We start from the raw sequence: 25,752 nt of genomic DNA, 5'->3' as shown, positions 1-25,752 counted from the left end.
GACTCTAATGTACGTTATCATCGTTATGATCAGCGAACAACCTGAGTAAAGTTACAAATGGAAACAATTCATTTACTAAAAAGTGAGATGTTTTGCTGTGCAAAAATCCCCTTTCGCTACACCTCGTGTTAGGAAATAACTAACACTAGAGCAGTACGATATTTTGCTGTGCAAAAATCCTTTTTCATTGCACCTCGTGTTAGGAAATCGCTAACACTAGAGCAGTACGATATTTTGCTGTACAAAAATCCCCTTTCATTGCACCCCGTGTTAGGAAATCACTAACACTAGAGCAGTACGATATTTTGCTGTGCAAAAATCCTTTTTTATTGAACCCCGTGTTAGGAAATCACTAACACTAGAAGCAGTTCTATACGTATAACACGCGAAACATCGGAAATGTTACATCCCGTTGCAATAAAAATAGCCTTTCTGTAGAAAGGCTATTTTCGCTCCATGATCAGGACATAGGAAGTTAGAGATTATCCTCATCTCCGTCTTTAATGTTGATTTTCAAAATGTCATCGGTTAGACCTGTACTCTTGAGCCACAGATATGTGATCAATGTGGTCAGACCAATCAGTCCAAGTGCTCCAGCATAGCCCCACGACCAATCCAGCTCCGGCATGTTTTTAAAGTTCATGCCCCAGATCGCGCCCAATGCGGTCATCGGTGTGAGCAAAACGGTGAATACGGTCAATGTCTTCATAATCATGTTAGAGCGATAATTGCCGATATTGTCATCAACTTTGAGCAAGGAATCGATCTCGTGCTCATAATTTTGCTGGAGCATACGGATGCGTTTCAAATAAATTTGCATAATCCGGCATGTGTTGGAATGTTCGATCGTATCGGGAAACGTCTCTTCAATCGCATATTCAATTTCGCGCAGCGCAATCGTATGTAAATTCCAGCGCGTCAACTGATTGCGCAGATCGATAATTTCTTTCAGTAGTCTGCTGCCGTTATTGCTCTGCATCCGATCCTCAATCTTCATTAAATTTTGCTCGATCGTATCCATACGTGAGAAGAGTGCACGAATGAAGGAATTAATAATAAAAATAAAGCCTTCAATCGGACTATGCTGATTCCGCACATACTCCTCCCATTCCGTTACCCCAATGACTTGTTCTAACCAATCGGTATCCCCTGTAGTAATGAGCTTGTTGTCATTCACATAATAATGAAAAATCCAGCCGTCTGCCGCACTATCTGCCAGCCGGGCAATTAGTGTGCCATTCATCGCATTGTTTCCTTCTACATACGAGATCGTCGAAATATGATTATGCCGACACATCACACTGTCAGACGCCCATGCCTGTATACGCTCATCAAAATCTTCATGCTCAATCAATTGCCTGCTGTCTTGCAGACGATACCATGTCCACTCATGCTTAGAATGGATAACTTCAAGCTCCGGACTACCCATTTGGATCATCTCCCCGATCGTATCTGTTTACTATATACCCATATTCACTTCCACTCGCATTCGTTTCGGATTAATCCGAATCGATATCGAGCAGATCGAATCTGACATCACCGATTGCACGGTGCGGGAACAGGGTATTTACAACTAGAGGCTGTATTACATTTTGCACAATAGATTGGATAGCAATTATGAGCAGGCAGAAACAGCATGATTCTCTGCTAACTGCTCTGTTCAACACTCGCGATCATGCCTATACCAATAAAATGATCAACAGACAGACGTAGCCATGAGTCCGGCGTACATCCCACGTACACGTACCGCACAGTAGATGCGCCCCTATCATAGCTTAATTCATTATAGGAATAGGAGAACCGTATATGAAAAAAATAATGAAGCCTGAATTTTGGAAGGAAAGTGTCGTGTACGAAGTGTATCCGCGCAGCTTTCAAGATAGTAACAATGATGGTATTGGTGATCTGCCTGGTATTCTATCCAGACTTGATTATTTGCAAGATCTGGGGGTCGATGTCGTCTGGTTACCGCCGATCTACCCAACGATGAATGTCGATTACGGATATGATGTGATCGACCATTGTGACATTAATCCAGAATATGGAACGATGGAGGATTGGGAACAGCTGTTAGACGAGTTGCATCAGCGCAATATGAAGCTAATTATGGATCTGGTCGTCAACCACACCTCGGATCAGCACGAATGGTTCAAGCAAGCCCGTTCTTCTCGTGACAATCCATATCGTGACTATTATTTCTGGCGTGATCCGGCACCGGATGGTGGCCCACCGAACAATTGGACTTCATTTCTCGGTGATTCGATGTGGCAGTATGATCAGGAGACCGAGCAATATTACCTCCACTCTTATAGTGTGCATCAGCCGGATCTGAACTGGGATCATCCAGATGTACGACGTGAAATGCACAATATGATGCGTTTCTGGCTCGACAAAGGCGTAGATGGCTACCGCATCGACGCGGTTAATGCCATTTCCAAAGATACAAGCTTTCCACCGGCGACCGATACGGATAAAATGCAGGCGAACTCGTCTGAGTTTTATAAAAATGGGCCGCATATTCATCAATACTTGCACGAGATGTACACCGAGGTATTTTGCCATTATAAAATGTTCACTACAGGCGAAGCATCGGACGTATCGCTGGAAGATGTGAAGGAATATACGAATCCAGAGCGCGAGGAAATGAATATGGTACTCATGATCGAAGCGTCCAAAATATGCGATGATCCAAAAGATATGTGGAAGAGCAAGACATGGGATTTGCACGAGCTAAAAGAAATTGTCGCCAAGTGGCAAAACGATCTGTACGGTGAAGGCTGGATGGGTACGTATTTGAGCAATCATGATCATCCGCGGCTCGTTTCCTATCTTGGTGATGAGGGCGAACACCGGGTCGAATCGGCGAAAATGCTCGGTATTTTCCAGTTGACGTTGCGCGGAACACCGTATATTTACCAGGGTGATGAGATCGGGATGACGAATGCCGTCCATTTGCATACGATCGACGATGTAACGGAGCAGCAGGCGCGCATGTATTACGAGCTAATGGTGAATGAGCATGGCGAAGACTCGGAGAAGATTATGAAGCGTATCCGTACCAAAGCGCGCGATAATGCACGGACGCCGATGCAGTGGGATGATAGCACCTATGCTGGCTTTTCCGAGCATCAACCGTGGATGCCAGTTAATCCAAATAAGGATGAAATCCATGTGCAAGATCAAGTCGATGATCCGCAGTCGATTTTTAATCTGTATCGCACCCTTATCCATCTGCGTCGCAAAAGTGCTGCGCTATTGTACGGAAAATACGAGTGTATGTTATCGGAGCATGATCATATTTTCGCGTATACACGGGAATGGAATGATGAGCACTGGTTTATTGTATTGAACTTCTCACGCTCGGAGACGGAGCTACAGCTACCGCAGGAATTAGCGTCACGGCTGGAAACGGCGGAGTTGATTTTGTGCACGCATGAGGATCATTCACGCGATGTGGCACGGGCGTTAATTTCGCAGCAGCCGGCGACGATGAAGCCCTATGAATCGTTGGTGTTCAGGGGGATTTCGATTTTGGACAGCTGAATGGTGTGTTGTCACATTAGATGGTGTGAAGGTACAACATATAAAAGCCCATCTGCGACATTCGGGGAGAAATCCCCTGATGTGCAGATGGGCTTTTGCAGTTGTGAAGCGGTGATCCATATCACTAAAGTGTTACAGTGCGCCTAAGCTCAGATGAATGAGCGACAGGATGATACCGACGATAAAGCCGCAGATGGCGCCGTTGACGCGAATCCATTGTAAATCCTGGCCGACTTTTTCCTCTAGCATATGGACGAGTGTGTCGTTGTCCATCTGGTCAAGGTTTTCTTTGACAAGTTGACCGAGCCGGTAATGGTTGCGGCTAACGGCATGGATGATCCCGTTACGCAGGCGGTCTTCCCAGCTGTGTACTTTCTCCTCGTCTTTGCCCAGCTCGCGCACGACGGTGCGGTACACGCGGAACAGGTTTTTGCCGCCGGTATCGCGTTCTTGTTCCAACATGCGAATCGCCATGCCGCGTACTTCTTCCAGACGCTCGATGATGAACAGTTGAGCGGCTTCGCCGCGCAGCATGTCGCCTGCCCAGTCTTTGACGCGTATCCATGTGTTCTCGTCGTCGACGACCTGGAACATTTGTACACGCATTTCACGCAGCAGGGATTCACGGTATTCATTGCTAGGCTGTTGCAAATTATCCATCGCGGATAGGATCGCATTTTGCAAAATGCCGCCGACCATTTCCTCGTTGATCATACCGGCGAATGCTTGGAAGGCAAAGCCTTTAAAGCCGCCGAGGTTGATATTTTCTAATTGCTCCATCGCGAGTTTACCTAGTTTATCGCGGTTTTGCGGCTTTCTTGCCCAGTTATTCACCTGTTTGAGAATATGATCGAGCGCCTTTTCATCGTAGCGTTCGGTCAGCATATGAGTGAGCACTTTGTTGCCTGCGGCTTGCAGATCGGCTTTTTGCATATAATCGGCCAGACCGGATGTGACAAAATGGGCGATCGGCTGCATATCCATCCGCTGGACGGGTGGAATGACCAGATTCACCAACTCACGCCGAATCGCTTTTTTACCAAGCTGGCGTGTGATCGCAGACAGGGCAAACGGAAATAGTTTGAACTGACGCAGTTTATTTTCAATACTTTCCTTATTCAGCAATTCGTTCTCCATCGCTGAGATGAGCAAGCGAATAATCTTCTCGCGATTGCGGGTTAATAGCGATGTATGCGGGATCGGCAATCCAAGCGGATGCCGGAACAGCGCAGTAACGGCAAACCAGTCCGCAATCCCGCCGACCAGCCCGGCTTCAAAGCCGCCCTGAATCAGCAACACGAGTGTCGTTTGCGGTAGAAACAGCGTTGCAATAAATCCGGCTGCCATGACCGCAAGCGAAATACTCGCCAAATACCTTGAGTTCATAAGTTTCCTCCTCCAACGCTTCACTCCACGTCGACCAAGTGGCCGGATGTGCAATAGTATAGCACACTTCAAAATCCCACATACTATTAAGTCAATCCGGCGCAGCATGAATCAACAGCGGTTGTGCTCTAAATATAGATACGTTGAGAAAGGGCTACAGGGTGTCGTTTATTTATTGGCAACCTATCTATACTCTATACTGTACAGCCTGAACGTAAACGTTATACGCCTCCATCGTCCACGGCAGGCGCAGGCTGTGTATCCTCCGATATCACCGGCAGGCGAATCGTCACCTGTCCGCCTCCGCCTTTCAGATCGTTTTGCAATTGTAACGATCCATGATGCAGTTTGATAACATATTCGGCAAACGTCAGTCCCATCCCGTAATGACCATCTGCATTGCGACCTTTGTCGCCCCGGTAAAATAGCTCGGTCGCCTTTTCCAGCGCCTCTGGTGTAAAGCCTGGCCCGCTGTCCGTAATGACGATCGTTAACCTGTGTCGATCACAATGGATATGAATATGCATGCTCGCACCTTCCGGCGTGTGATCCAGTGCATTGGCAATAATATTCATCAGTGCACGGTGAAATAACTGCTTATCCAGTGGCACGACGCTATCGATACACTGTGCTTGCTGTTCAATCGCGATATGTTTGCAGCCTGCATATGCACGGGTATCACTCAACAGTTCATTCAACCAGTCTTGAATGACGATATTCTCTTTGTTTAGCGTCAAACTGCTGCCGGTACGCGACATCATAATCAACATGCGCACATGCTGGTCAATTTTGTCACTGGCATTCAAAATGTACCGGGTGTACATGTCCTGCTCCTGATTTTGCTCGGATAAACTGAGTAATTCCGCATTGCCACGAATGATCGTGACCGGAATTTTGATATCATGGGCAAGCGCGGCAATTTGTTCCTGCTTCGTCTGTTCCATTTTCCATTGCGTCTCCAGCGATTGCTGCAAAGCATCCTTCATTTCCAGCAATGCCTGTGCCACATCATCAAACTCTTTGATGCCTGATTTCTTTTCCGCAAAATCGAGATTTTGATTTTGAATATGACGGGTAATGCGCGTTAGCGTTTTGAGGCTATTTTGAAATCTTCTGGCAAATATAGTCGTCACCAGAAAAGAAATGATCACAATCGATAGCCCTAGCAGCACATTGCCTGTTAATTCATAATTGGGCAGATGACTGCGTAAATAAGGCGAGCTGAATTGTGGACGCAGATCGGATTGCAGCACACAGTAATCGTTAGGACGATCGATCAGGGTGTACACGGTCTGTCCATAATACGCGGGAGATCGTCCGTTCACGAGTTGACTCGCCAGCTTGATCTCGGCATCATCCATATTGCCATACAGCACAGCATGAGTCTGTTTATCCAACACGACGTATTTGGAGCCAAGCGGAAGCATATCTTCACGAACCGTTGGAGCTTCGCGTATGATCGATTCACCCTGCTTGATCAGTTGTTCACTGTAGTTGGCAGGGAACACCCAGCCTGCACTAATGGCAAACGTTGTGAGTGCCAGATACAGACCGATGATCAGCACAAAACTGAGTCCGAGCGAAATCAGGTACTTGAACAATTCTCGACGCAGTGTCGTTTTGCGTGTATGTAGTTTTATTCCCACCGGTATCCAACACCCCAAACGGTTGTAATCGGCATTCGGTTATGTTCTTTGCATTTTTTGCGGATCGACCGGATAAATTCCGTAATGGTCGAATACAGTGCATTACCGTCCATACCGTAAATTTCCTCGTAAATTTCTTCCCTCGTGAACACATGATGACGATTACGAGCCAGACATTCGCATATTTTATATTCGTTTTTGGTCAATTGTAATGGCAGATCGTCGATCCAGATTTGCCGCAGATCAAAATCAAAAGTGAACGCGCCAATCTGCTGGCGAGACGGTCGTTTCTCCCGTTTCTCCCGTCGCAAATGCGCATTCACTCGTGCTCTTAATTCTTTGACACCGAACGGTTTCGTAATATAATCGTCGGCTCCGGTCATTAGCCCTTGCACGATCGCTTCCTCTTCCGAACGTGCCGTCAAAAATAAAATAGGACAATCGACCGCATCTCGAATGGTCGAGCAAAAATCAAAGCCACTCAGTTGCGGCATCATCACATCAAGCAAAATCAAATCATATCCTTGCACATCTTCAATTGTAAGTTGATGAACCTGATCATGAACCGTAATAAGATGCTGATCCAATTGCAAAATATTACGGATCAGTGTAAGAATATCCCGATCATCATCGATCGCTAGTATTTTGAACATGACCATCACCCCTACCTCGTAATTGGTCTCCAGTTCTGCTTATTCATACGCTCGTTTTCCTTCCCAGTGACGGAACCACAATAGACTGCCCAGTAGCGTAATGATGCTGGCTACGATGACCCACAGCCATCCTGTGGCCATATCCTGTTCCAGATACGACTGTACCGTTCCGGTCAATGTGGACATATGCAGCAACGCAATACTGTCGGTCATACGCACTCCCCAAGCCCAGGGAATATAGTGCCAAATATGATCGCCCAGACCGGTGATCATAATCGCAGCAATCAACGTACCTGAACCGCCCAGTAAAATAGACGCTCCGATACCGAATGTAAAACTTACCCATAACTGGATTACATACAGTATAACACTAGTGAGCAGCAAATAGACGGCTCCCAGCAGAAATGCCGCATACGGAACTTGCACCCCTGGCAATAACAGCATAATGCCGCCGCCAAGCAGCAAGACGGATAAAATAATTGCCAAACTGCCGCTGCCCCACACAAGTAGCAATTTGCTGACATATCCGGTTTCTTTAATCCGCGTGCGGGTCAATACATTTTGAAAATGACCTGCCTGCTCTTCCTGTGTGGCGACCATACCGCAAATGATGCCTGATAATAGCGGCATCATCGCCCCCAGCACTTCCATATAGCCGGTATACACATTGACCATCGTATACGTTCTTCCTTGCACATACAGCAAATACACAAACGTCCAGAACAGCGGCAAACCGATATGCATCCACACAAAAGGCGTTCGTTTCACTTTGTACCAATCTGCATGAAGACAACGCCAGACTGCGATCATCTTAATTCACCTCCGTTTGCATACGGGATGAGCGCGCCACCCCTGCGAATACAAATCCCGTCCAGACGATCATCAGGACAAATAACACAAGTGCCAGTGGCGTAGCGATCGAAATGACCGCTGGATTCCACAGTGCATCTCCCGGTGCAAGCGGTACCCCATTCGGATGCACGCCAATCGTCGGACACATCATCCGAATCGACCAGCTCCACGGATTGAGCCACCATAGAGACAATGGTGCAACATACGTACCTAAACCAATGCCACCGACAGCGTTAACGAGCAGCGCCGTAACCAATCCCCATTTGCGTGCCAGCCATAAGCAAAATGGAATTTGCCATAGTGTACCGATCCAGAGCATGCCTGCGGCAAGCAGTGTCATCGACCATTGGCCGCCGATCGGCATGACCATTTGAAACAGCAGCAAGATCACTTCGAAAAAAATCAGCATCGCCAGCGTATAGCCGGCAATCACGATCACTTTGGCATACCACACTTTAGACAACGATACCGGCAGCGAAAAGATGCGGTTATAGCCGACCGACCGTTCCTCTCTCTGATGAGATAAGCCGCTGAGCAGCGCAATCACGAGTGGCATAAAGAAAATAGACCACCAGTTAAACGTATTCGTCACCGTATACATCGGATTCATAAAAAAGGAAAATAGCAGCACCAGCACAGGCACGACCAGCAGCAATTTGCGCGAAAATGTTTTTTTGAATTTGAGATGTTCTGCACGCACATAGCGAATCATACAGTTACTCCCTCCTTCATACGGTCTGCCTGTACCACATTCATAAACAGCTGTTCCAGATCATCATCTGGATGAATTTCGCCCTGATAGCCCAGTTTCCCATTGTTGATAATGCCGATATGGTCAGCAATCAACTCCACTTCAGATAAAATATGACTGGATAAGATCACCGTCATCCCCATTTGCGGAAAAGAACGGATCAATTCGCGCAATTCTTGAATACCGATCGGGTCCAGACCGTTCGTCGGTTCATCCAAAATCAACAGCTGCGGATGATTCAGTAAGGCGATCGCGATGCCAAGCCGCTGCTTCATCCCCATCGAAAACTGCCCTGCTCTTTTGCGGCCGGTATGATGAAGAGCGACCATATCCAGCACTTCGTCAATGCGTTTATCAGGTAGTCCGAGCAAAATGCTATGCACTTTTAAATTTTCGCGCGCAGTCAAATTGGCATACAGTGGTGGTGATTCAATCAATGCGCCGATCCGACTCAAATCGCGCCGACTCCACCGATGATCATCAAATATGATGTTACCGGAAGTCGGTGATAACAATCCTGTTAACATTTTCAAAGTGGTCGATTTCCCGGCACCGTTAGGTCCAAGCAGACCGTACACGCTATTGCGCCGAACTTGCAGACTGACATCGGCAACAGCCGTCTCGCGTCCAAACGTTTTGGAGAGCTGTTGCGTTTCTAAAATATATTCACTCATATGATCCATCCTCTATCCTTTAGATTTGCTAGCCAGCATATATTGATCATTGAAACGAATGATGACCGATTGATGATCAGCGTTAGCTTCTGCCTGTTTAAGCCCATAGACGACTCCGTATTTTAATGATTTTTTCTCGCGTACATGTTCTGGATTAGAATATACATACGGCTGCTTCAATTCCTGCTTGCTCCACCGTTTGCCCTCTTGATCCACAAAGTACATTTCACCCACTGATCCAAGTGCACGTCCAACTTGATCGGATTTTACCTCATGCTGCATCTGATATACTTCGCCATTAAACACAAAACAATCCAAACGACCACTATCAATCAATTGTTCCATCGTTATAGGCTCCACATCTGGATCAACCGTGTAACTGGCTGTTTTCTCCGTTTCGGTAATGACTTTTTGCTTGTATTCATCTACACTCTGACAGCCCGTAGATACGGCAACGAGCAGCATACAAACGACTACAGATATCCCTTTAACCGCATTCATTGCTTCACCCTCCTTGATCCCATATAAAGTTCAAACGATATAAAAAAAGCGGAGTACGCCGCTTACCGTAAAGGTAGCTCTCGTCCCCCGCTTGCAATCATTTCATACACAGGTCGTGCCCTAAGTTTATAGTATACGTATGTATACGACCTGTTTGATTACTTACTGATATGACAGTTGCAAGTCGCAGTTTGGATAAAACAGGTTTGCAGTGCACCGGTTACACAACCTGGTGTACAGAAACTTTTGCTTTTCCATTGCGGCTCGACGCCCAGCGAAGATTGCTGCGGGTTTTTCACCAGATCCAGATCGAAATCATCGAATTTTGCCATTGTACTCACTCCTTTTGTTTGGGATGAGTTCATTGTATCCGGCAAATATCAGGATTTTATCAGAATATGGAATTAAATTATATATTTTTCAAATGAGTAAAATTAATACTCGCACAACCTCTCTTCACAGCATAAATGCCTGCTGCCACGGTGTACGTTGCCCCAATTCCAGATGCAATAATGTTAGTAGCGTACCGGCAGTGCCATCCAACAATCCCGCATATTGCACAGCTGTCATTCCTCGTTGCTGGAAATGCTCCAGATTGGAAAATCCAAACGCATACTGTGGATCATCGTGTTCCATCATCGTCTCTTTTAAACGATCCAGATGTGTTTGTATTTGAGTTGATCCGCTCCACAGCTTGAATTGGCTGGCGATTTGAGCGATACCTGCAAACCCGTGGCAAAAGGTCGGCGAATAAATATGATGAATATCTTCCAGCGTATGCTGAAATGTATCCAGTGCGAGCTGCTTCCAATCGTCCCGTGGCAGCACTTCTCCGGCATGCCAGAGTGCCACACATACCCCTGGGCTGCCGTAGCACCATGCGTCGCGCCGAAATTCCGTCTGTGCATGGGCTTTGCCTTGCAGGAATTCATCCATCCCAATACAGCCTTTCCAGAATAGATGTCCGGATGGATCGGTACTGGCAAATTGGATTACGAACGCTGCCATATTCTGAATAGCTTCCAGCTGGTTCGTTCTGCGCACACCTTGTTGCCAGGCTTTGCATAAAATTAATAGCGGACCTGGAATACCATGCGACAAACCAAGATTGAAATTACCGTCTGGATATTGCTCTTTCTCGCGCTCACTAAATTGGTTCTCCGCTGGAATATGCCAGCCCGGTACAATGTGATGTCCAACTTGAACAGGCTGTGCTAGCTTGATCAAATCATCCAGCACCCTTTCTAGCAATGGCCGAATCTGCTCATCTTGCTGGAACAATAACAGATAAGCAGCGATGCCGCTCAAGCCTTCGATCACATCATAATCTCCACTACGCACACTGCCTGTTTTGGCATGGTGTAGCATAAGGGGAACATGCACGAGCAAGTAATCATGAATACGCTGCGTAAATTTGCCGTATAGCTGCCCATTTTGAGAGAGACAGACCGTAGCCAGACCGATTCCGGCCGCTCCCGAAAAGAGCGATGGGCTATGTATTCCTTCACTGGCGATATGCTGCACCAGAATGGACAGATAATGATGCCCCCTTTGATCCCAGCCTTCTTCAGGAAAATGAGCATGCAGTTCAGCGTATAACATACAGATGCCCGGAATCCCATGACTTAATGAAGACACATTCCACGGACTCATCCGCTCATTACCAATCTGCACATCGTTATGAGGATGCGTAACGATATCCAGCAAGCGATCATAGTCCTGCATATTGAGCGCGATCTGCTTGATCCGATCGACGATCGGCAAACCGGTTGCGGTTATTGCACTTGTTTCCATTCGGCTTCACCTCCCATATCAATCTCGTAATTTTCCGATTCATACATTTGCCGGTAGACTGGACAGTCTTGTAGCAGCTGTTCATGTACACCTTCGCCCACAATTCGTCCCTGATCCATCACGATAATTCGGTTGGCTTGTTGTGCGGCTACGAGCCGATGCGAGATAAAGATACCGATCTTGTGCCGGGATAATCGGAAAAAGGTATCAAACGTTTCTTTTTCTGCAATCGGATCAAGCGCTGCACTCGGTTCATCCAAAATATATACCGAAGCGTCGCGGAAATAAGTGCGCGCAAGTGCGATCTTTTGCCATTGTCCACCGGAAAGTTGACGTCCTTCGTCAAACCATAAGCCAAGCTGCATGTTCAAATTGTAATCGCCATTTTCTTTCACAAAATGAGCCTGCATCCGTTCCAGCGTCGCTTTCATATTGTCAGTGTCCTGCATGCGATCCACCTGACCGAAGCCGATATTTTCTTGCAGCGTCATCTCATATTTCATATAATCCTGAAACAATACCGCCAGCTGGTTGCTATAGTCGGCGGGATGAATATGTTCCATGTCATGACCGTTAATCCGAATACGTCCGTGCTGCAACCGATACAGACCCGATAATAGTTTGATCAATGTACTTTTGCCTGAACCATTCGGTCCGACAATCGCCACCCGTTCACCTGCGCGAAAGGTAAGACTGATATGTTCCAAACTGCGTTGTTCACTGCCTGGATAAGCAAAGCTCACATGTTCAATTTCAATCTCGCGGATCGCTTCCTTATACTCCCCTGCTTGCAGATGCTCGGCAATGACTTCCTCCCGATATTCCAGAAATTCAAACAGCTGATTCATATACAGATTGCTATTATAGATCGCATAAATCTGATTAATGATCGCCTGCGAATTGCTTTGCACCATGCCGACAGAACGAATGCAGCTTAGCACGTTACCGACCATAATCCGACCGGCATAAGCGGACAGAATCGCCAGCAAGATGACAGCCGCCCCGACCAGCTGCACGATAATCTCATACGTAAAATTAAACGCCGTCTTGCGCCGCAGCACAGCTGTATCCTGTTCCAGAAATTTGCGTTTGATCCGCAAATAATGCTCCAAAATATACCCTTTTAACCCGTAAAGCTTCACTTCTTTAAACGAGAAATCATGCGTCAAAATGTAATTTAAATACCAGGCTCGGCGCTCTTCCCCTGTACGCTTCCACTGTATAAAAAACTCCTGCTGACCGATCCGCAAAAAATAAAACAGCGATAAGATCGGTACGAGCAAAAGCAGTATAGCGATCATCCAGTTCCAGGTCATCAGAAAAATAATCGCCGATACGAGCGTGACCGCGGCTGTAATCATGGCGATAAACGATTGAAAAATCTGAAACGGTTTATACGAAATCTCCCGTGTAATACGCTCCAATCGATCGTATACTTCTGGATTCTCAAAGTCCTCCAACGCCAGACGTCCACTTTTCTCCATAATCATATAATTTAATTTGTAATTCATACTGAACTGAAAGCGCGTATTATAGTAATCCATCGTTTGCGAGATCAATTCCGCGATCAGCGTAACGACGATATACGTGGCAAACAACCATAGGATCGGCTTCATGCCTGACTGGATGTGCACCAGTGAGTTGATCAGTTCCTGCGAAATGTACAGCGTCGCAATCGGCGCCAGCCCTGTAACCAAGCTCAGTATGGCAATGACGCTAAACAGTCTGCCTTCCAATCGAAAGACAAGCTGTAATGTTCGTGGAAGCTGGCGCAGCGTGAACAATAAGTCACGCAGCCGAAAAGTTTCGTTTACTTCCATAACAAACTTCCTTCCCGATTGCGGCTATGCAGCGCATGTAGCGTATGAGCGGTCAATGCCAGCACTTTGCGTTCCTTTTCCCGATCCGTTCCGAGCAGGCGGTTGCAGTGCAAATGGAGGACGCTCCCGATCATATCTGCCGGATGTGCAGTTAATGGCAGCTCACCATGCAAATAGGTCGCATATTCGTGTGCATGGGCATCACGGAGCGCGAGCAGATCCAGCAGTTCCTTGCCGCCACCTTCTTCTGCACCCAGCTGCTGCCAGTGATCCGCTGGATCGCAAAGTCGGGTATAATAAGCGGCCTGCTGCTTGAACTCCTGCCGATATTCACGATTGGATATGCCCTGACGACTTAAAATATCCAGTTGCTGAGACGGATTCAGCTGCAATTGCTGTAACAGACGAATGATCGAAACGATCGCAACCGTATCCAGCTCCAATGTCAATTGTTGCAGTCGTTGTCCACGCAAAATCGATTCCACAACGTAGCTGTCTGCACTAAACAGTCGTTCTACCGCTCCAATCGCATGCACGCCACCATAACGTTCCAGTTCGCGGTCATACGAAGCAATCACATAATCCGCAATCAATCCTTGTTGCTTCAGCCCTTTCAACCAGTCCAGTACATCCGGCAACATCGACAGCAATGTAGCAGGATCGGAAGCGAAACGAAGCCGGATATGCGGTTTAGGGTCCATATAACGCATAAAGAAATGCTGAACCGGCAAATTCGCAGATAATTCACGACAGAAATCCAACAGTTCAAAAGCAATCAGTTCTTCCTCTCTTGCCTGCTTACCGTACAGCTTAATATAGAGCCAATCATCCAATGGCATTTTCAATCGTTGCTGCTCTAGCTCCATACTGCACAATTTGGGCGGAATGGATTGTGGCTGCTCTGCGGCGATCCGTACCAGCGGTACGACCACTTCTGCCACATACCCGCGTCCGTCCATATCATAAATCGCTGGTTCGCCTTCTTCCAGCGCGACCAGTTGGATATTTTGCTGGCCGGCTTTGCGAAGTTCAGCGAACAACATACACATAGAGCGCTCGTCTTCCGTATCGACCATGAGTCGATGATCCGAGTTAGCAATATAAAAGCGGGCTGGCAAACGATAACGCAAACGGAACGTTTGGAATCGTTCTGTAAAGTCCGACTCATCCGGTTTGTCATGGTCATACAGATCATGCAAGTTGATCTGCCATTGTTCGCCGGACAGTACAATACCTTCGTAACGAATTTCCGGTATATACTTAAATGCTTTGTACACATCGGTCCACGGAAAATAGCTCCAGTTGCGACGGCGATGTTCTTCCATTTCTTGCAGAAACCGAATCGCATTCGCCGTCATGAGCGGATTGAGCATATTGTTGGCGCCAAACACTAGCAATTCTCCACTCTGTCGATGGCGAGCATAAAAGCGATTGCCATGTATACCGATGCCGATATCCTCGATGCTCACCTGATCTTCTGTATGACGCGAACTGTTCGTAAACAACGCCATTTCTTTCGTCCGTCCGCTCGCATTGCGCGTGACATTGCCAGAACGAATCTGATGGGGAATAAAGCTAAGTTCGCACATCTGTTCATCCTGCTGACTGCGTATTCGCTGTTCGTGACTATGGATATGCTCCAATACCGTATGCATGCCTGGCGATAGATGCGCGAAGCGCCCAAACGTTTTACCTGCCTGTCTGGAACCGATATTCGGCCCAAGATATAGCAGCGGTTGCCCCTCACGCATCCGCAGCAAAAAGTTCAATTCTAGCGACACCGGAATTTCGCGATAATCCGGCTCCGCATCGATCATATGGGCAAAATGCTGACGGGTCCACTGAATCGGCGTTCCCGTCTGCACCGCTTCCGTGTAATCCAGCAGCAGCTGACTTTTGAGTGCAGGTGTAACATATTCGCCTGGCTGGGTCTGTTCAAAATAATCATTGGCTGGATGTGTGTACGAGTAAGGTGCGCCAATGCCTGTAGCCGTATCAAGCATTTCCAGCAAAGGCACTTCACGATCGACGCCGTATTTTTCAATAAACTTGTTTTTATACTGTTCCCAGTAGCCCTGTCTCTGCTCCAGTGGTATCGCCACAGCGGATAACATAGAAGCCAGATGTGCCATTTGTCCGGCGATATCACTATCCAGACTTAGCTCGGAATCGCTAGACTCGTCATGATCCATACCGGTATCAATCTGTAACGGCGAGGCGGAAGATTGAACAGACTGCATCGCATCGATCAGTTGCAAATAGGCTGCCTCGCCCTCTCCCGGCTTCGTGGCATTGTAATTACAGATCAGGCGCTGAATCTGCCCCAGCTGTGCGATCAGTTCCGTATCCAGCTGGCATATTTCCATTTGCTCGATTACAAAGGTAAATTGATCGCTAACGTTAAGCGGAGGACGCAGATTGGAAATCAGAAATTCCTGATCTACCATCTGCTGTACATAATGCTGGATACGCTCTGCCGGTGTATCCGGATAATAACGCAGTAGTGTGTGCACCAGTGCTGGGAACGAAATGGCCATCCGGCTATGCTCATACAAAATCTGAAATGCAGGCGTGGCGCGAATCTGCACATCTTCGGACTGACCGTCCAGACTATATAGCAAATACGCACGGTCTCCCTTTATATAACAAGCAGGATTTAATTTGAAATGCAGGTGTACGCTGCATTCCTGTTCCAACCGTTTGATGAGTAAAAACAACCACTCCAGATCGACTCGCGCCGTTTTGCGAATTTGCCGCTGATCATATGTCCATTGATGATGCTCTGCAAACTGTCCTACACCTACCGCTGTAAACAGACCAAATGGAGTTGTGCGATGAGCACGCCGCCCCGCATATTTCATCATCGCCTGTACAAAATTACGCTTCTTTTTTCCGGTTAATTTATCCGGGTCATTCCTATACGTATTCATCGTGTCATACAATGTACGACTCGCAATCAAAACCTGTTCGCGAAATAGCGGGTCCCGGCACCATTGTGCTAATTGTTCGTCCGTTTCCTGCATAGGAACAGCGGTTTCATCGGAAACAGGACTGAGCGGAAGGCGTACCATATACTGTCCGACTGGCTGAAAAAGTGGCTTCATATTTATGACCTCTTTTCGAATAAATGTATTTTAAGCAGATGCAATTGGTTGTGTTCGATGGATTCCGTACAGACGATTCAGTAGACGGGCAGTCAGGTTGCCGTGTTGGTGAATTTTAAACACGGGTTAAAATAAAAAGGATTTTTGCGTAGCAAAAGATCGCACTGGTTATGTAAGTAACAGTTACCTGGCGTTGATAAACTGTGGAATTTATTTTAAGGTATAAATATCAGGTTTTTATCAGAATCGTATTGAACCTATTGGAGGAATATTTTATGTACATGTACATTAGCTCTCACAATATTCATGAGCAATTTCCAGAAGCTGCTCATTTGCCAGAGGTGATCTCGATGCGACATGACGGCGATGTGCGTTATGTGATGGAGATCGACGAGATGTTGCCAGTGGATATTCGTTCCCAGCATACGTTTAGCTATGAGGTGCTCGACAGCGGCGGCCGTGTTGGCGGTCACTTTGCTGTACTGAACAATATTCCGGTGACCGCAGACGGACGCTCTGCGTTTGAACAGCGCTTTATGAATCGTGCGCGCAAAGTGGAAGAGGAGCCAGGCTTTGTCGGTATTCGTGTTCTGCGTCCGCTCGATGACGATACGTATGTCATTATGACGCTGTGGGAAGGCGAGCAGGATTTCAAAGCATGGCAGGAATCTCAGGCTTACAGCCATGCGCACCGCAAGCGCCATACCGAGGAAGGCATCGATGTACAGCAGCCGTCCATTTTCCCGCGTCCATCCTTTGTCAAAACGTTTACAGTTGATATGTAAGCAACCTGCTTCCATAACATATAATCCAACAGCCTGTTCTCCAAAAGAGAGCAGGCTGTTTACATTTGACCTATCCGATTATGGACATAAAAAATGTAACCCATTCAGCCACTCCGCGTAGATCATAGTAGATTCCAACGCCTATTCTTGTTAAAATGGCATTACATTGGAAGCCATATTATTGGTATTCCAGACTACTTTTAGAAATCGAGGGGTTTAGAAATGGGAATGAATTATAATCTCCAGCGTAAAAGCCAGCTTGACGCACGCGAGCTAATGCTGCTGGAATCGGAAGTGAAAACTTACGGTAAAAATATGGTCGTTGCTTATGTACTGTGGTATTTCCTGGGCATCTTTGGCGCACATCGCTTTTACATGGGTAAAATCGGTACAGCTGTAACACAATTGATTTTATCACTAACTTTTTTTGGTATGGCTGTCACAATGGTTTGGTGGATCGTGGATGCGTTTCTCGTACATACATGGGTGAAAGAGCGTAATGCTTATGTGGAAAGCAACATTATCGATCAGATTCTCGTGCAAAAGCCAATCTCTTCGGATTACCACTACTAAGCCGGATGTTGACACGTTATCAGCTCTCTCCACAGGAGCTAATGTTGCTCAATTCCGAAATGCGTCCGCGTGAGAAATCATTGGGACTCGCTTATCTGATGCTGATTGGCGGACACTTAGGTGTCCATCGCTTTTACCTGAAACGGACGGCGACAGCGATTGTACAGCTTGTGTTGTTCCTGATTGCCGCGCTTGGTTACATAGTCATGCTGGTAACGACTGCCGGTTTTGAAGAAACGGAAGCGACTGCTGGTTTATTTGTAGGTCTGATTCTGTTCTTTGTTGCAGCAGCGCCATTATTCGTCTGGGTCGTTATCGATCTGTTCTTAATACCTGGTATGGTACGCGGCATAAATGCTCAGTTGGAACAGGAAATTATGCACCAATTGGAATGGCTTCGCAACCATCCACAGGCAGCGCGCGGAAATGATGGCGGTCAACCGCAAGGTGCACCATCTCAGCCTTATCTGCCACAACCACCGTATCCACAAGGATAAGTTGATCGAGCTATGATGTATCATTAAATAGACTAGCTGCTCATTAGATGGATCGAAGCATACTTGCAACTCACTCTATAAGCAACAGAGTTCCTGCCTATAAGTACGATATGTATACATAAAAGACCTTTTCCATATGTACGTGGAAAAGGTCTTTTTTTGCGTTTTATTTGTTGTTTAGCGGTGAATCGCTATTTATACGTATGCGAGTTTGCATACATGCTCTAGTTCATCTTTGCTTTTATCCTGATGCTTTAACGTAACGAATTGCCGCATAATGAAACACCTGCACGATAGCAGCATGTTGAATCATCCGTGTATACGTTCATGCCTGCTCACGACGATATTTGCAGCTGGCTATGGAACAACTCGCTATAAAATCCGCCTTGCTCCAACAGCTCATCATGGTTGCCGCGCTCTACAATCTGCCCATCACGCAACACCAGAATTTGATCCGCCGAGCGAATCGTATTCAGTCGGTGTGCAATCACAAAGCTGGTACGCCCTTGCATGAGCCGCTGTAAGCCTTCCTGAATACGAATTTCGGTAACCGTATCAATACTGCTCGTTGCCTCATCCAAGACGAGAATCGCTGGATCAGCCAGCATCGCACGCGCAATCGTCAACAATTGCCGTTGTCCCTGACTAATCCCTCCACCGTCCCGACTCAGCACATGGTCATACCCATCGGGGAGCTGGCGAATAAACGTATCCGCGTTCGCCATGATCGCTGCTTCACGTACTTGCTCATCGGTCGCTTCCAGTCGTCCATAACGGATATTGTCCAGCACTGTCCCTTCAAACAGAAACGAATCCTGCAATACAAATGCCATATGCTGCCGGAGACTGGAACGACGTAGCGTCCGAATGTCCCTGCCATCCACCATAATCTGTCCTTGATCGGCATCATAAAAGCGCGAAATGAGCTGAATAAGCGTCGTTTTTCCCGCACCGGTCGGTCCAATTAAAGCAATCATCTCGCCAGGCGCGGCGGTAAATGAAATATGCTGCAATGTATCTCCGCTTCGCTCTGTATCATAGGCGAACGACACATCTTTGAACTCCACCGCGCCGGACAATTGCTTGACCTCGGTCGCGCCGTGCTCATCCGCTTCCTCCACATCCTCATCCATAATTTCAAACACACGCTCTGCACCCGCAATCGCAGATAATAACGTATTCCACTGGTTCGCCAGATCATTCAGCGGACGTGTAAACTGCCGTGCATATTCGACGAAAATGACGATCACACCGACCGTAATCGCACCACGAATGGCCAGCATACCCCCAACCAGAGCAATCAGCGCAAAGCTCAAATTGTTCAGCCCGTTCATCAGCTTGGGAATAAAACCTGAAATCGTCTGCGCCCAGAAGCCGGAAAAGCGAATCCGATCATTGCGCTGAGCGAAGTCATCGATCACCTGTTGCTCACGTCCAAATGCTTTAATAATCTTTTCGCCAGATAATGTTTCCTCAATATAACCGTTCAGCTCGCCCAGATTACGCTGGCGCTCGCGAAATAGCGGGCCTGTACGCTTCGTAATCCAGCGCATGCCCAGCGCCATTAGCGGCACGACGATAAATGTCAGCAAGGTGAGCAGCGGGCTAAGCCACAGCATGACGACGAGCGTACCGATTAGCGTGAGCACACTGGAGAAAATCTGAATCGCTGAACTGTTCAGCGTACTGCTCACATTTTCAATATCATTCGTTACCCGACTCATTAACTCGCCCTGCTGACGTTTACCGAAAAACGGAATCGGCAATCGATGTAAATGAGCAAACAAATCAGAGCGCATCCGGTATACCGTTTCTTGCGCGATTTCGATCATCCATACGTTCTGCAACCAGGACGTAATCGAATTTAAAATATATACAGCGCCCAGCGCAACCAGAAACCAGATCCACAGCATGCCACTGTCACGCGCTAGAAAATCATCAATGGCAATCCCGATCAGATACGGTCCCAGCAAGGTCAGACCGGACGTGAGCAGCACCATGAACAGCACTAGAAACAGCTTTAACCGGCGCGCCGACAGGTACGTCCAGATGCGCGCTAACGTGCCACGCCAGTTTTTCGCACGCTTGCGATCAGCCTGATAGCTACTTGCTCCAGAAAGCTGTGCTTCATTGGCACGTGGGGCAGACGGACGAGCAACACGAAACGGATCAGTGAACGCCTTCCACATGCTGTAGCTCCTCCTCTCCAAATTGCGATGCATAAATGCGTCGATACAGCTCCGATGCTTGCAATAGCTGTTCATGACCACCCTCTGCGATCAGACGACCATCCTGTAACAGCAATACTTTATCCGCACGAATCGTCGAGCTGATCTTCTGTGTGATTAGCACTGTCGTACAGGATAACTGTCCTAGCTCTTCCAGTAGCTTCGCTTCGGTACGTACATCGAGCGCGCTGGTGCTATCATCGAGCAATAGCAATGATGGCTTGCGCACGAGCGCACGCGCGATCGAGAGCCGCTGCTTTTGTCCACCTGACAGATTGACCCCGCGTTGTCCAAGCCGCGTCTCGTAGCCGCCTGGCAAGTTTACGATCGTATCGTGAATTTGCGCAATTCGTGCTGCCTCCTGAATTTCGTCGAGTGTAGCGTGCTCATTGCCCCAGGCGATATTTTCGCGAATCGTGCCCGTGAATAGCACAATTTCCTGTGGCACATAACCGATATGATTCCGCAGTTCGTGCTCCTCAATTAATCTTATATCCTGTCCATCCATACAAATCGTACCTGCATTCGGATCATATAGACGCAACATCAGTTGGATTAAGGAGGACTTGCCTGACCCTGTAGCCCCCATAATGGCAGTCATCCGACCCGGACGCGCGACAAACGAAATATCCTTTAGAATCGGACGCTCCGTATCGGGATAACGGAAATGCACTCCTTGCAGTTCCACTTCTGCCGCATGACCCGTCTGTCCGGGGAATACGACCCGATCTCGTGTCTGCTGCTGAGAACGGGCAACATAGGCACGATCAGTAGCGTGCTTATCTTTTCCCGTCGCCTCACCATATCTAGCGCTGGACTGTATCGTAATCGGTGCTGCTTGCATCCCGACCGATGCGGATGGTTGTGGATGTCTGAATACGGTTTCAACATGGGATTTTGCTGCTGCTCCATTTGACCGTGCAGCTACGTGAGTCGATTGTCCAGCTGCTTGATCTGCTTGCACGGATGCTTGCTCTGGTTGTACATCTACTTGATTTGCTTGTACAGATGCTTGATCCGGTCGCACAGCTACTTGATTGGTTTGTGCAGATGCTTGATCCGGTCGCATAGCTACTTGATTGGTTTGTGCAGATGCTTGATCTGATCGCATAGCTACTTGATCCGATTGTGTAGATGTTTTATCCAATCGTGTAGCTCTTTTATTCCGTTGTTCAGCTCTTTCATACACTTGTCCACCTACTGTAGACTGCGCTACTACCGCATCATGCACTGCTTCTTCCGCAGTTAGCACCTCATCCATGCGTCCTGCCGATGCACGCGCACGCGAGAACGATGCGACGATCATGGAGAACGCCGATAGTGCACCCATCGTGCGCATCGAATAGTTAATAATCGCGACCACTTCACCGACCGAAGCCGAACCGGTCAAAATATCCCGATGACCGAACCAGAGTACCGCAATAATGCTCGCATTCATAATGAATAAAATAAATGGCATCGTCGTCTCCGTCAGCCGCAACGCGGATACCGTATCATTCATCAGCTCGCTGCTATGCTGCTCAAACCGCCGCCGTTCATGCTGCTTACGCACAAACACACGAATTAGACGCATGCCGGTCAAATTTTCCTGCATCACATTGTTGACCGTATCCAGTCGCCGCTGCACCCGTTCAAACGATGCTGCTGCACGCTTCATAATCGCCATCACGAACAATAATAAAATCGGCACGCCTACAACTAACAGCAAGCCAAGTTTCACGTTCACAATCAGCGCCATCATACTACTTCCAATGACCAATAGCGGCATACGCAGCATAAAACGCAGCCCCATAAACAGCATATCCTGCAAAATAGTCACATCATTCGTCAACCTTGTAATGAGCGAAGATGTCGCAAATTGTCCAAACAAGCTATACGAAAACGACTGCACTTTCCGATACAGTGCATCACGCAAATCGTAGCCAAGCCCTTGACTGGCATAAGATGCATAAAACGAACTAAATATGCCGGCGAGAAAAGCGATTACCGTACCGCCTACCAGAATGCCGCCCCATAACCATACAGCGGGCATATACTGCTTGCTGATGCCGTCATCGATAATTTTGGAGATCAAATAAGGTTGGATCAGCTCCAATGTCAATTCGATCAGCATCATCAGTAGCGCGAGAATCGCAGCGACCCGATATTTTTTCAAAAAGGAAAACATTAACGACATTGTGCTCCCCCTTGTCCTCAAATGATGTAGCTCTGTCATCCCTTACGCATGCCATACGCATCGCCAGCGCTAATCTGTATGACTATCCACCATCCAGTCTGTAATCGAAGTCGCCGCTGCCGCCTGTGGATGGCAGACAGCGGCGATACATGTCATCAGGATGGTGATCCTGTGCTTACTTCCTCCGAATCATCCTGCTTCTTCATATATACCCCTTTTTTGTAAACCGAACGTATCGTAAAGTGATCTCCCAGCTTTTTATTTGTACGGTAGATGAGTGAATTGACTTCATCTACGCCAACTAGCTCGGCATCGTCCACACACCGCTCCGGCCATACTTCACGCACAATCTGATCGCGGGTCACAAAATGATCGAGGCAATTGTACAGCAGCTTGAACAGTTGATACTCTTTTTTCGATAACGTGATGCTGTCGCTACCAATCTGAATATTTTGCAAATAGTCATGCAGGCGAATTTCGTTCTCCATCAGATCACTTACCCGATACTCCCTTGTTTCCTCCAGATCGCTGCCACGTTCCAGATGCAGCGCCACCAGACCATTCACCAGTGTCAGCTGATCGCCATCACCGATCCGATACGACTGATTCGGATGCAGCCGTTTTCCATTCAGCTCCGTACCATTTTTACTGCCAAGATCCTCGACGTATACGTCGTTATGAACACGGCTCAAGCGGCAATGCTGCTTGGATACAAGCTGGTTGTATAGCGGCAGATCGGTCTGACCTGTCCCTGTATGTCGACCAACGAGCACGGGTTTATGATTTTCCAAATAAATAAACGCACCGTGGCCCTCCAGGCCGGCGGTATCGACAATAATTTTGATAATGTCCGGCATGTTCATCGCTCACTTTCCGGTAATTTCAATCTGTATGTCAGCATAACGTGATCTATAATGTAGCTCAATGACAAAATCATCAGATTCCTTTCATTGTTTGCTTGCCGTCCGGCTTTTATAGTGTACAAGAGAGAAGTTCTATGAACAGGCAAGCAAGCCCATCAAATGGGCTGTCTTCCATTATACTATACACCGCCTGTCGAATAATTCAATTTTGCTAATTGGGTAGCCGATAACGAATGTCCGTTTATCATGTTCGTTTGCGGACATACCAAAATAGAGCCTACACCAAACCGATACAGAAATATGCACAACCGATATAGAATGTATGACTAACCGATATAGAACATATTCATCATCTACACAACATATATAAAAAGCCTGCCGAAGCAGGCTACCATACGATTGGAAAAAGTGGGGAATCGATTATGAAACCAAAACAAATTGTGATCTACGGCTTATTATCGTTTCTAATTGCCAGCAGTCTGGCGATGTATGTGTATTTGGATCACCGTTTGCCAGCATACGATAAGACAGACACGACGGAATCGATTCAAAAAGTCCATATGGAAAGCCTGAGCGATCTACAGCAACGAATCAATTACGAATTGAAATAAGCTTTTTGCTAAATGGCTTGATGGAGCGACACCTATCGCTTCATAGATACTGCAAACGAACCAAACTCAAAGCGCTTCAACATGAACAGATTTAAAAATGAACAGGATTCACATCCAATAACATCACAAAACAGCAGATTCATACATGTTTAAATGAAACCATCCCCCTCTCCGGGAAGTATTATACGATATCCCCGTTCAAAGGAGTGCATTCATTTGAAAATGTATACACTAACGCTTATTCTGCTCGTCAGTCTGTTATCCGGCTGTTCAGCACTGGACAGTGTGAATCAATCGGTCAACTATGTAAGCAGCGTAACGACGTATATTAACCATACATCGACTCTGGCGCAGGAACTACCTCAGCTTACCCAGCAATCGTTAACCGATGCACAAGCACGACAGCAATTGACTCAGGAGTTGCAAAATGCACAGCAGCAAATTAATACATTTAACCAGTTGGAGCCACCTGCATTTGCCAAAGAGCTGCATCAGCAGTTATCCGGTTATAGCGATACGCTGAACACCGAAGTGAACTCGCTGATCGATCAGGCGCAGGCTGGCAAGTTAACCGTCCAAAACTTGAACAACTCGCAAATTTTCCAGACGATCGACCAGATCAATGGTTTGTTGAATCAGTTTCAGCAGCTGGGGCAGTGAGGATGAAGATAGACACAAAAAGGCAACCTTTCCTGAACCGGAAGGTTGCCTTTTATTAGTGTAAGCAGCAGTATACATTCTCTCTATGTAGCATGGTTCTGATGTGTACTCACTTGATCAGCTGGAAGTTACCGATCCATGGCAGTGGCTTCATCACACCGTTTGCCGCATTGATAATACCGATGATCATAAATACAAAGATCGCAATCGCCACAAGCGGTGACAAAATCCAGCCCACAAACGGAATGATCATTGCAACGATATTAGCAGCTAAAGCCGCAAGGAACAATACCAGTCCCTGGTTTGCATGATACATAGCAAAGCGCGAATTTCTCGCAGCCAGCAGGGGCACGAAAAACAAAATGTACGCGAGAATCGCCATTACTTTATTCGCTTGCACATCATTGGGATCACCTTGCTGTTGCTGTTGATACGAAGGATCTTGATAATTAGACATGTTCTAACCTCTTTCCTGCGTGATTTGTGCTGTGTACTACAGCGATACCAGAAGTACGATGTTTATTATGTAAAAGTTTCATATTGATGAAATGCACCTTGAGTATACCACCTGATACCGGAGATGAGTACTATGTATTATGCAGTTTGGGCAATGAATTTAAAAAGAATACAGCGGC

22 protein-coding genes are annotated in these 25,752 nt (G+C 47.1%); 6 read left to right on the top strand and 16 right to left on the bottom strand.

Translation table 11 applies throughout. The features are described 5' to 3' along the window. Window positions 1–475: 475 nt before the first annotated feature. Window positions 476–1,429, bottom strand: coding sequence for a CorA family divalent cation transporter (locus tag AAHF22_RS18260; RefSeq protein WP_347326461.1), 954 nt, complete (start codon window positions 1,427–1,429; stop codon window positions 476–478). Window positions 1,430–1,806: 377 nt separating this feature from the next. Here AAHF22_RS18260 and AAHF22_RS18255 point away from each other — a divergent pair, with 377 nt between their 5' ends. Continuing rightward, the gene (locus tag AAHF22_RS18255) at window positions 1,807–3,543 is read left to right on the top strand and encodes a glycoside hydrolase family 13 protein (protein ID WP_347326460.1); all 1,737 of its coding nucleotides are present in this window, start codon (window positions 1,807–1,809) and stop codon (window positions 3,541–3,543) included. 132 nt (window positions 3,544–3,675) lie between these two features. Here AAHF22_RS18255 and AAHF22_RS18250 read toward each other — a convergent pair whose 3' ends face one another. The 11 genes from AAHF22_RS18250 to AAHF22_RS18200 form a co-directional block, all read right to left on the bottom strand. Then, complete coding sequence (locus AAHF22_RS18250; RefSeq protein WP_347326459.1) at window positions 3,676–4,929, bottom strand: DUF445 domain-containing protein; 1,254 nt, start codon at window positions 4,927–4,929, stop codon at window positions 3,676–3,678. A gap of 221 nt (window positions 4,930–5,150) precedes the next feature. Then, window positions 5,151–6,575 (bottom strand): sensor histidine kinase, encoded by a 1,425-nt coding sequence (locus tag AAHF22_RS18245; RefSeq protein WP_347326458.1) that lies wholly within the window; start codon window positions 6,573–6,575, stop codon window positions 5,151–5,153. Continuing rightward, a complete protein-coding gene (locus tag AAHF22_RS18240) occupies window positions 6,566–7,228 on the bottom strand; it encodes a response regulator transcription factor (protein WP_347326457.1) in 663 nt (220 codons plus the stop codon). Before AAHF22_RS18240 ends, AAHF22_RS18245 begins: the two co-directional genes overlap by 10 nt. Before the next feature lie 39 nt (window positions 7,229–7,267). Further along, window positions 7,268–8,038 carry a lantibiotic immunity ABC transporter MutG family permease subunit gene (locus AAHF22_RS18235; RefSeq protein ID WP_347326456.1) on the bottom strand — a complete coding sequence of 257 codons (771 nt, stop codon included), beginning with the start codon at window positions 8,036–8,038 and terminating at the stop codon, window positions 7,268–7,270. Between the two features lies 1 nt (window position 8,039). Further along, window positions 8,040–8,792 (bottom strand): lantibiotic immunity ABC transporter MutE/EpiE family permease subunit, encoded by a 753-nt coding sequence (locus AAHF22_RS18230; protein WP_347326455.1) that lies wholly within the window; start codon window positions 8,790–8,792, stop codon window positions 8,040–8,042. Next, on the bottom strand, window positions 8,789–9,505 hold the full coding sequence (locus AAHF22_RS18225; protein WP_347326454.1) for a lantibiotic protection ABC transporter ATP-binding protein: 717 nt from the start codon (window positions 9,503–9,505) through the stop codon (window positions 8,789–8,791). Before AAHF22_RS18225 ends, AAHF22_RS18230 begins: the two co-directional genes overlap by 4 nt. A gap of 12 nt (window positions 9,506–9,517) precedes the next feature. Further along, complete coding sequence (locus tag AAHF22_RS18220; RefSeq protein WP_347326453.1) at window positions 9,518–10,006, bottom strand: NisI/SpaI family lantibiotic immunity lipoprotein; 489 nt, start codon at window positions 10,004–10,006, stop codon at window positions 9,518–9,520. 158 nt (window positions 10,007–10,164) lie between these two features. Further along, a complete protein-coding gene (locus AAHF22_RS18215) occupies window positions 10,165–10,338 on the bottom strand; it encodes a gallidermin/nisin family lantibiotic (RefSeq protein WP_347326452.1) in 174 nt (57 codons plus the stop codon). A gap of 124 nt (window positions 10,339–10,462) precedes the next feature. After that, the gene (locus AAHF22_RS18210; RefSeq protein ID WP_347326451.1) at window positions 10,463–11,800 is read right to left on the bottom strand and encodes a lanthionine synthetase C family protein; all 1,338 of its coding nucleotides are present in this window, start codon (window positions 11,798–11,800) and stop codon (window positions 10,463–10,465) included. Next, complete coding sequence (locus tag AAHF22_RS18205) at window positions 11,782–13,620, bottom strand: ABC transporter ATP-binding protein (RefSeq protein WP_347326450.1); 1,839 nt, start codon at window positions 13,618–13,620, stop codon at window positions 11,782–11,784. The genes AAHF22_RS18210 and AAHF22_RS18205 overlap by 19 nt, the downstream gene beginning before the upstream one ends. After that, on the bottom strand, window positions 13,611–16,724 hold the full coding sequence (locus tag AAHF22_RS18200) for a lantibiotic dehydratase (RefSeq protein ID WP_347326449.1): 3,114 nt from the start codon (window positions 16,722–16,724) through the stop codon (window positions 13,611–13,613). Before AAHF22_RS18200 ends, AAHF22_RS18205 begins: the two co-directional genes overlap by 10 nt. Before the next feature lie 275 nt (window positions 16,725–16,999). On the opposite strand from AAHF22_RS18200, the gene AAHF22_RS18195 reads away from it, so the two are divergent. From AAHF22_RS18195 to AAHF22_RS18185, 3 genes are all read left to right on the top strand, one after another. Beyond that, complete coding sequence (locus tag AAHF22_RS18195; protein ID WP_347326448.1) at window positions 17,000–17,509, top strand: antibiotic biosynthesis monooxygenase family protein; 510 nt, start codon at window positions 17,000–17,002, stop codon at window positions 17,507–17,509. A gap of 228 nt (window positions 17,510–17,737) precedes the next feature. After that, on the top strand, window positions 17,738–18,082 hold the full coding sequence (locus AAHF22_RS18190; protein ID WP_347326447.1) for a TM2 domain-containing protein: 345 nt from the start codon (window positions 17,738–17,740) through the stop codon (window positions 18,080–18,082). A 41-nt stretch (window positions 18,083–18,123) separates the two neighbouring features. Continuing rightward, window positions 18,124–18,579: an NINE protein gene (locus AAHF22_RS18185; RefSeq protein ID WP_347326446.1), complete on the top strand. Its 456-nt coding sequence runs from the start codon at window positions 18,124–18,126 to the stop codon at window positions 18,577–18,579. 335 nt (window positions 18,580–18,914) lie between these two features. Here the strand turns inward: AAHF22_RS18185 and AAHF22_RS18180 are convergent, their stop codons facing one another. The 3 genes from AAHF22_RS18180 to AAHF22_RS18170 all read right to left on the bottom strand — a co-directional run bounded on the left by AAHF22_RS18180 (window position 18,915) and on the right by AAHF22_RS18170 (window position 23,840). Continuing rightward, window positions 18,915–20,768, bottom strand: a complete 1,854-nt coding sequence (locus AAHF22_RS18180; RefSeq protein WP_347326445.1) for an ABC transporter ATP-binding protein — start codon at window positions 20,766–20,768, stop codon at window positions 18,915–18,917. Further along, window positions 20,749–22,983: an ABC transporter ATP-binding protein gene (locus tag AAHF22_RS18175; protein ID WP_347326444.1), complete on the bottom strand. Its 2,235-nt coding sequence runs from the start codon at window positions 22,981–22,983 to the stop codon at window positions 20,749–20,751. Before AAHF22_RS18175 ends, AAHF22_RS18180 begins: the two co-directional genes overlap by 20 nt. Before the next feature lie 155 nt (window positions 22,984–23,138). Further along, complete coding sequence (locus AAHF22_RS18170; RefSeq protein ID WP_347326443.1) at window positions 23,139–23,840, bottom strand: FHA domain-containing protein; 702 nt, start codon at window positions 23,838–23,840, stop codon at window positions 23,139–23,141. Window positions 23,841–24,268: 428 nt separating this feature from the next. Between AAHF22_RS18170 and AAHF22_RS18165 the strand changes: the two genes are divergently transcribed. Both AAHF22_RS18165 and AAHF22_RS18160 read left to right on the top strand, forming a co-directional pair. Then, window positions 24,269–24,457, top strand: coding sequence for a hypothetical protein (locus AAHF22_RS18165; protein WP_347326442.1), 189 nt, complete (start codon window positions 24,269–24,271; stop codon window positions 24,455–24,457). Between the two features lie 222 nt (window positions 24,458–24,679). Continuing rightward, window positions 24,680–25,117, top strand: coding sequence for a DUF6376 family protein (locus tag AAHF22_RS18160; RefSeq protein ID WP_347326525.1), 438 nt, complete (start codon window positions 24,680–24,682; stop codon window positions 25,115–25,117). 109 nt (window positions 25,118–25,226) lie between these two features. Here AAHF22_RS18160 and AAHF22_RS18155 read toward each other — a convergent pair whose 3' ends face one another. Then, window positions 25,227–25,574: a DUF4870 domain-containing protein gene (locus AAHF22_RS18155; RefSeq protein WP_347326441.1), complete on the bottom strand. Its 348-nt coding sequence runs from the start codon at window positions 25,572–25,574 to the stop codon at window positions 25,227–25,229. Window positions 25,575–25,752: the final 178 nt, after the last annotated feature.

The sequence above is a fragment of the Paenibacillus wenxiniae genome, assembly GCF_039822605.1.
Classification (GTDB): Bacteria; Bacillota; Bacilli; order Paenibacillales; family Paenibacillaceae; genus Saccharibacillus; species Saccharibacillus wenxiniae.
This window is presented reverse-complemented; position numbering and strand designations above follow the sequence as displayed.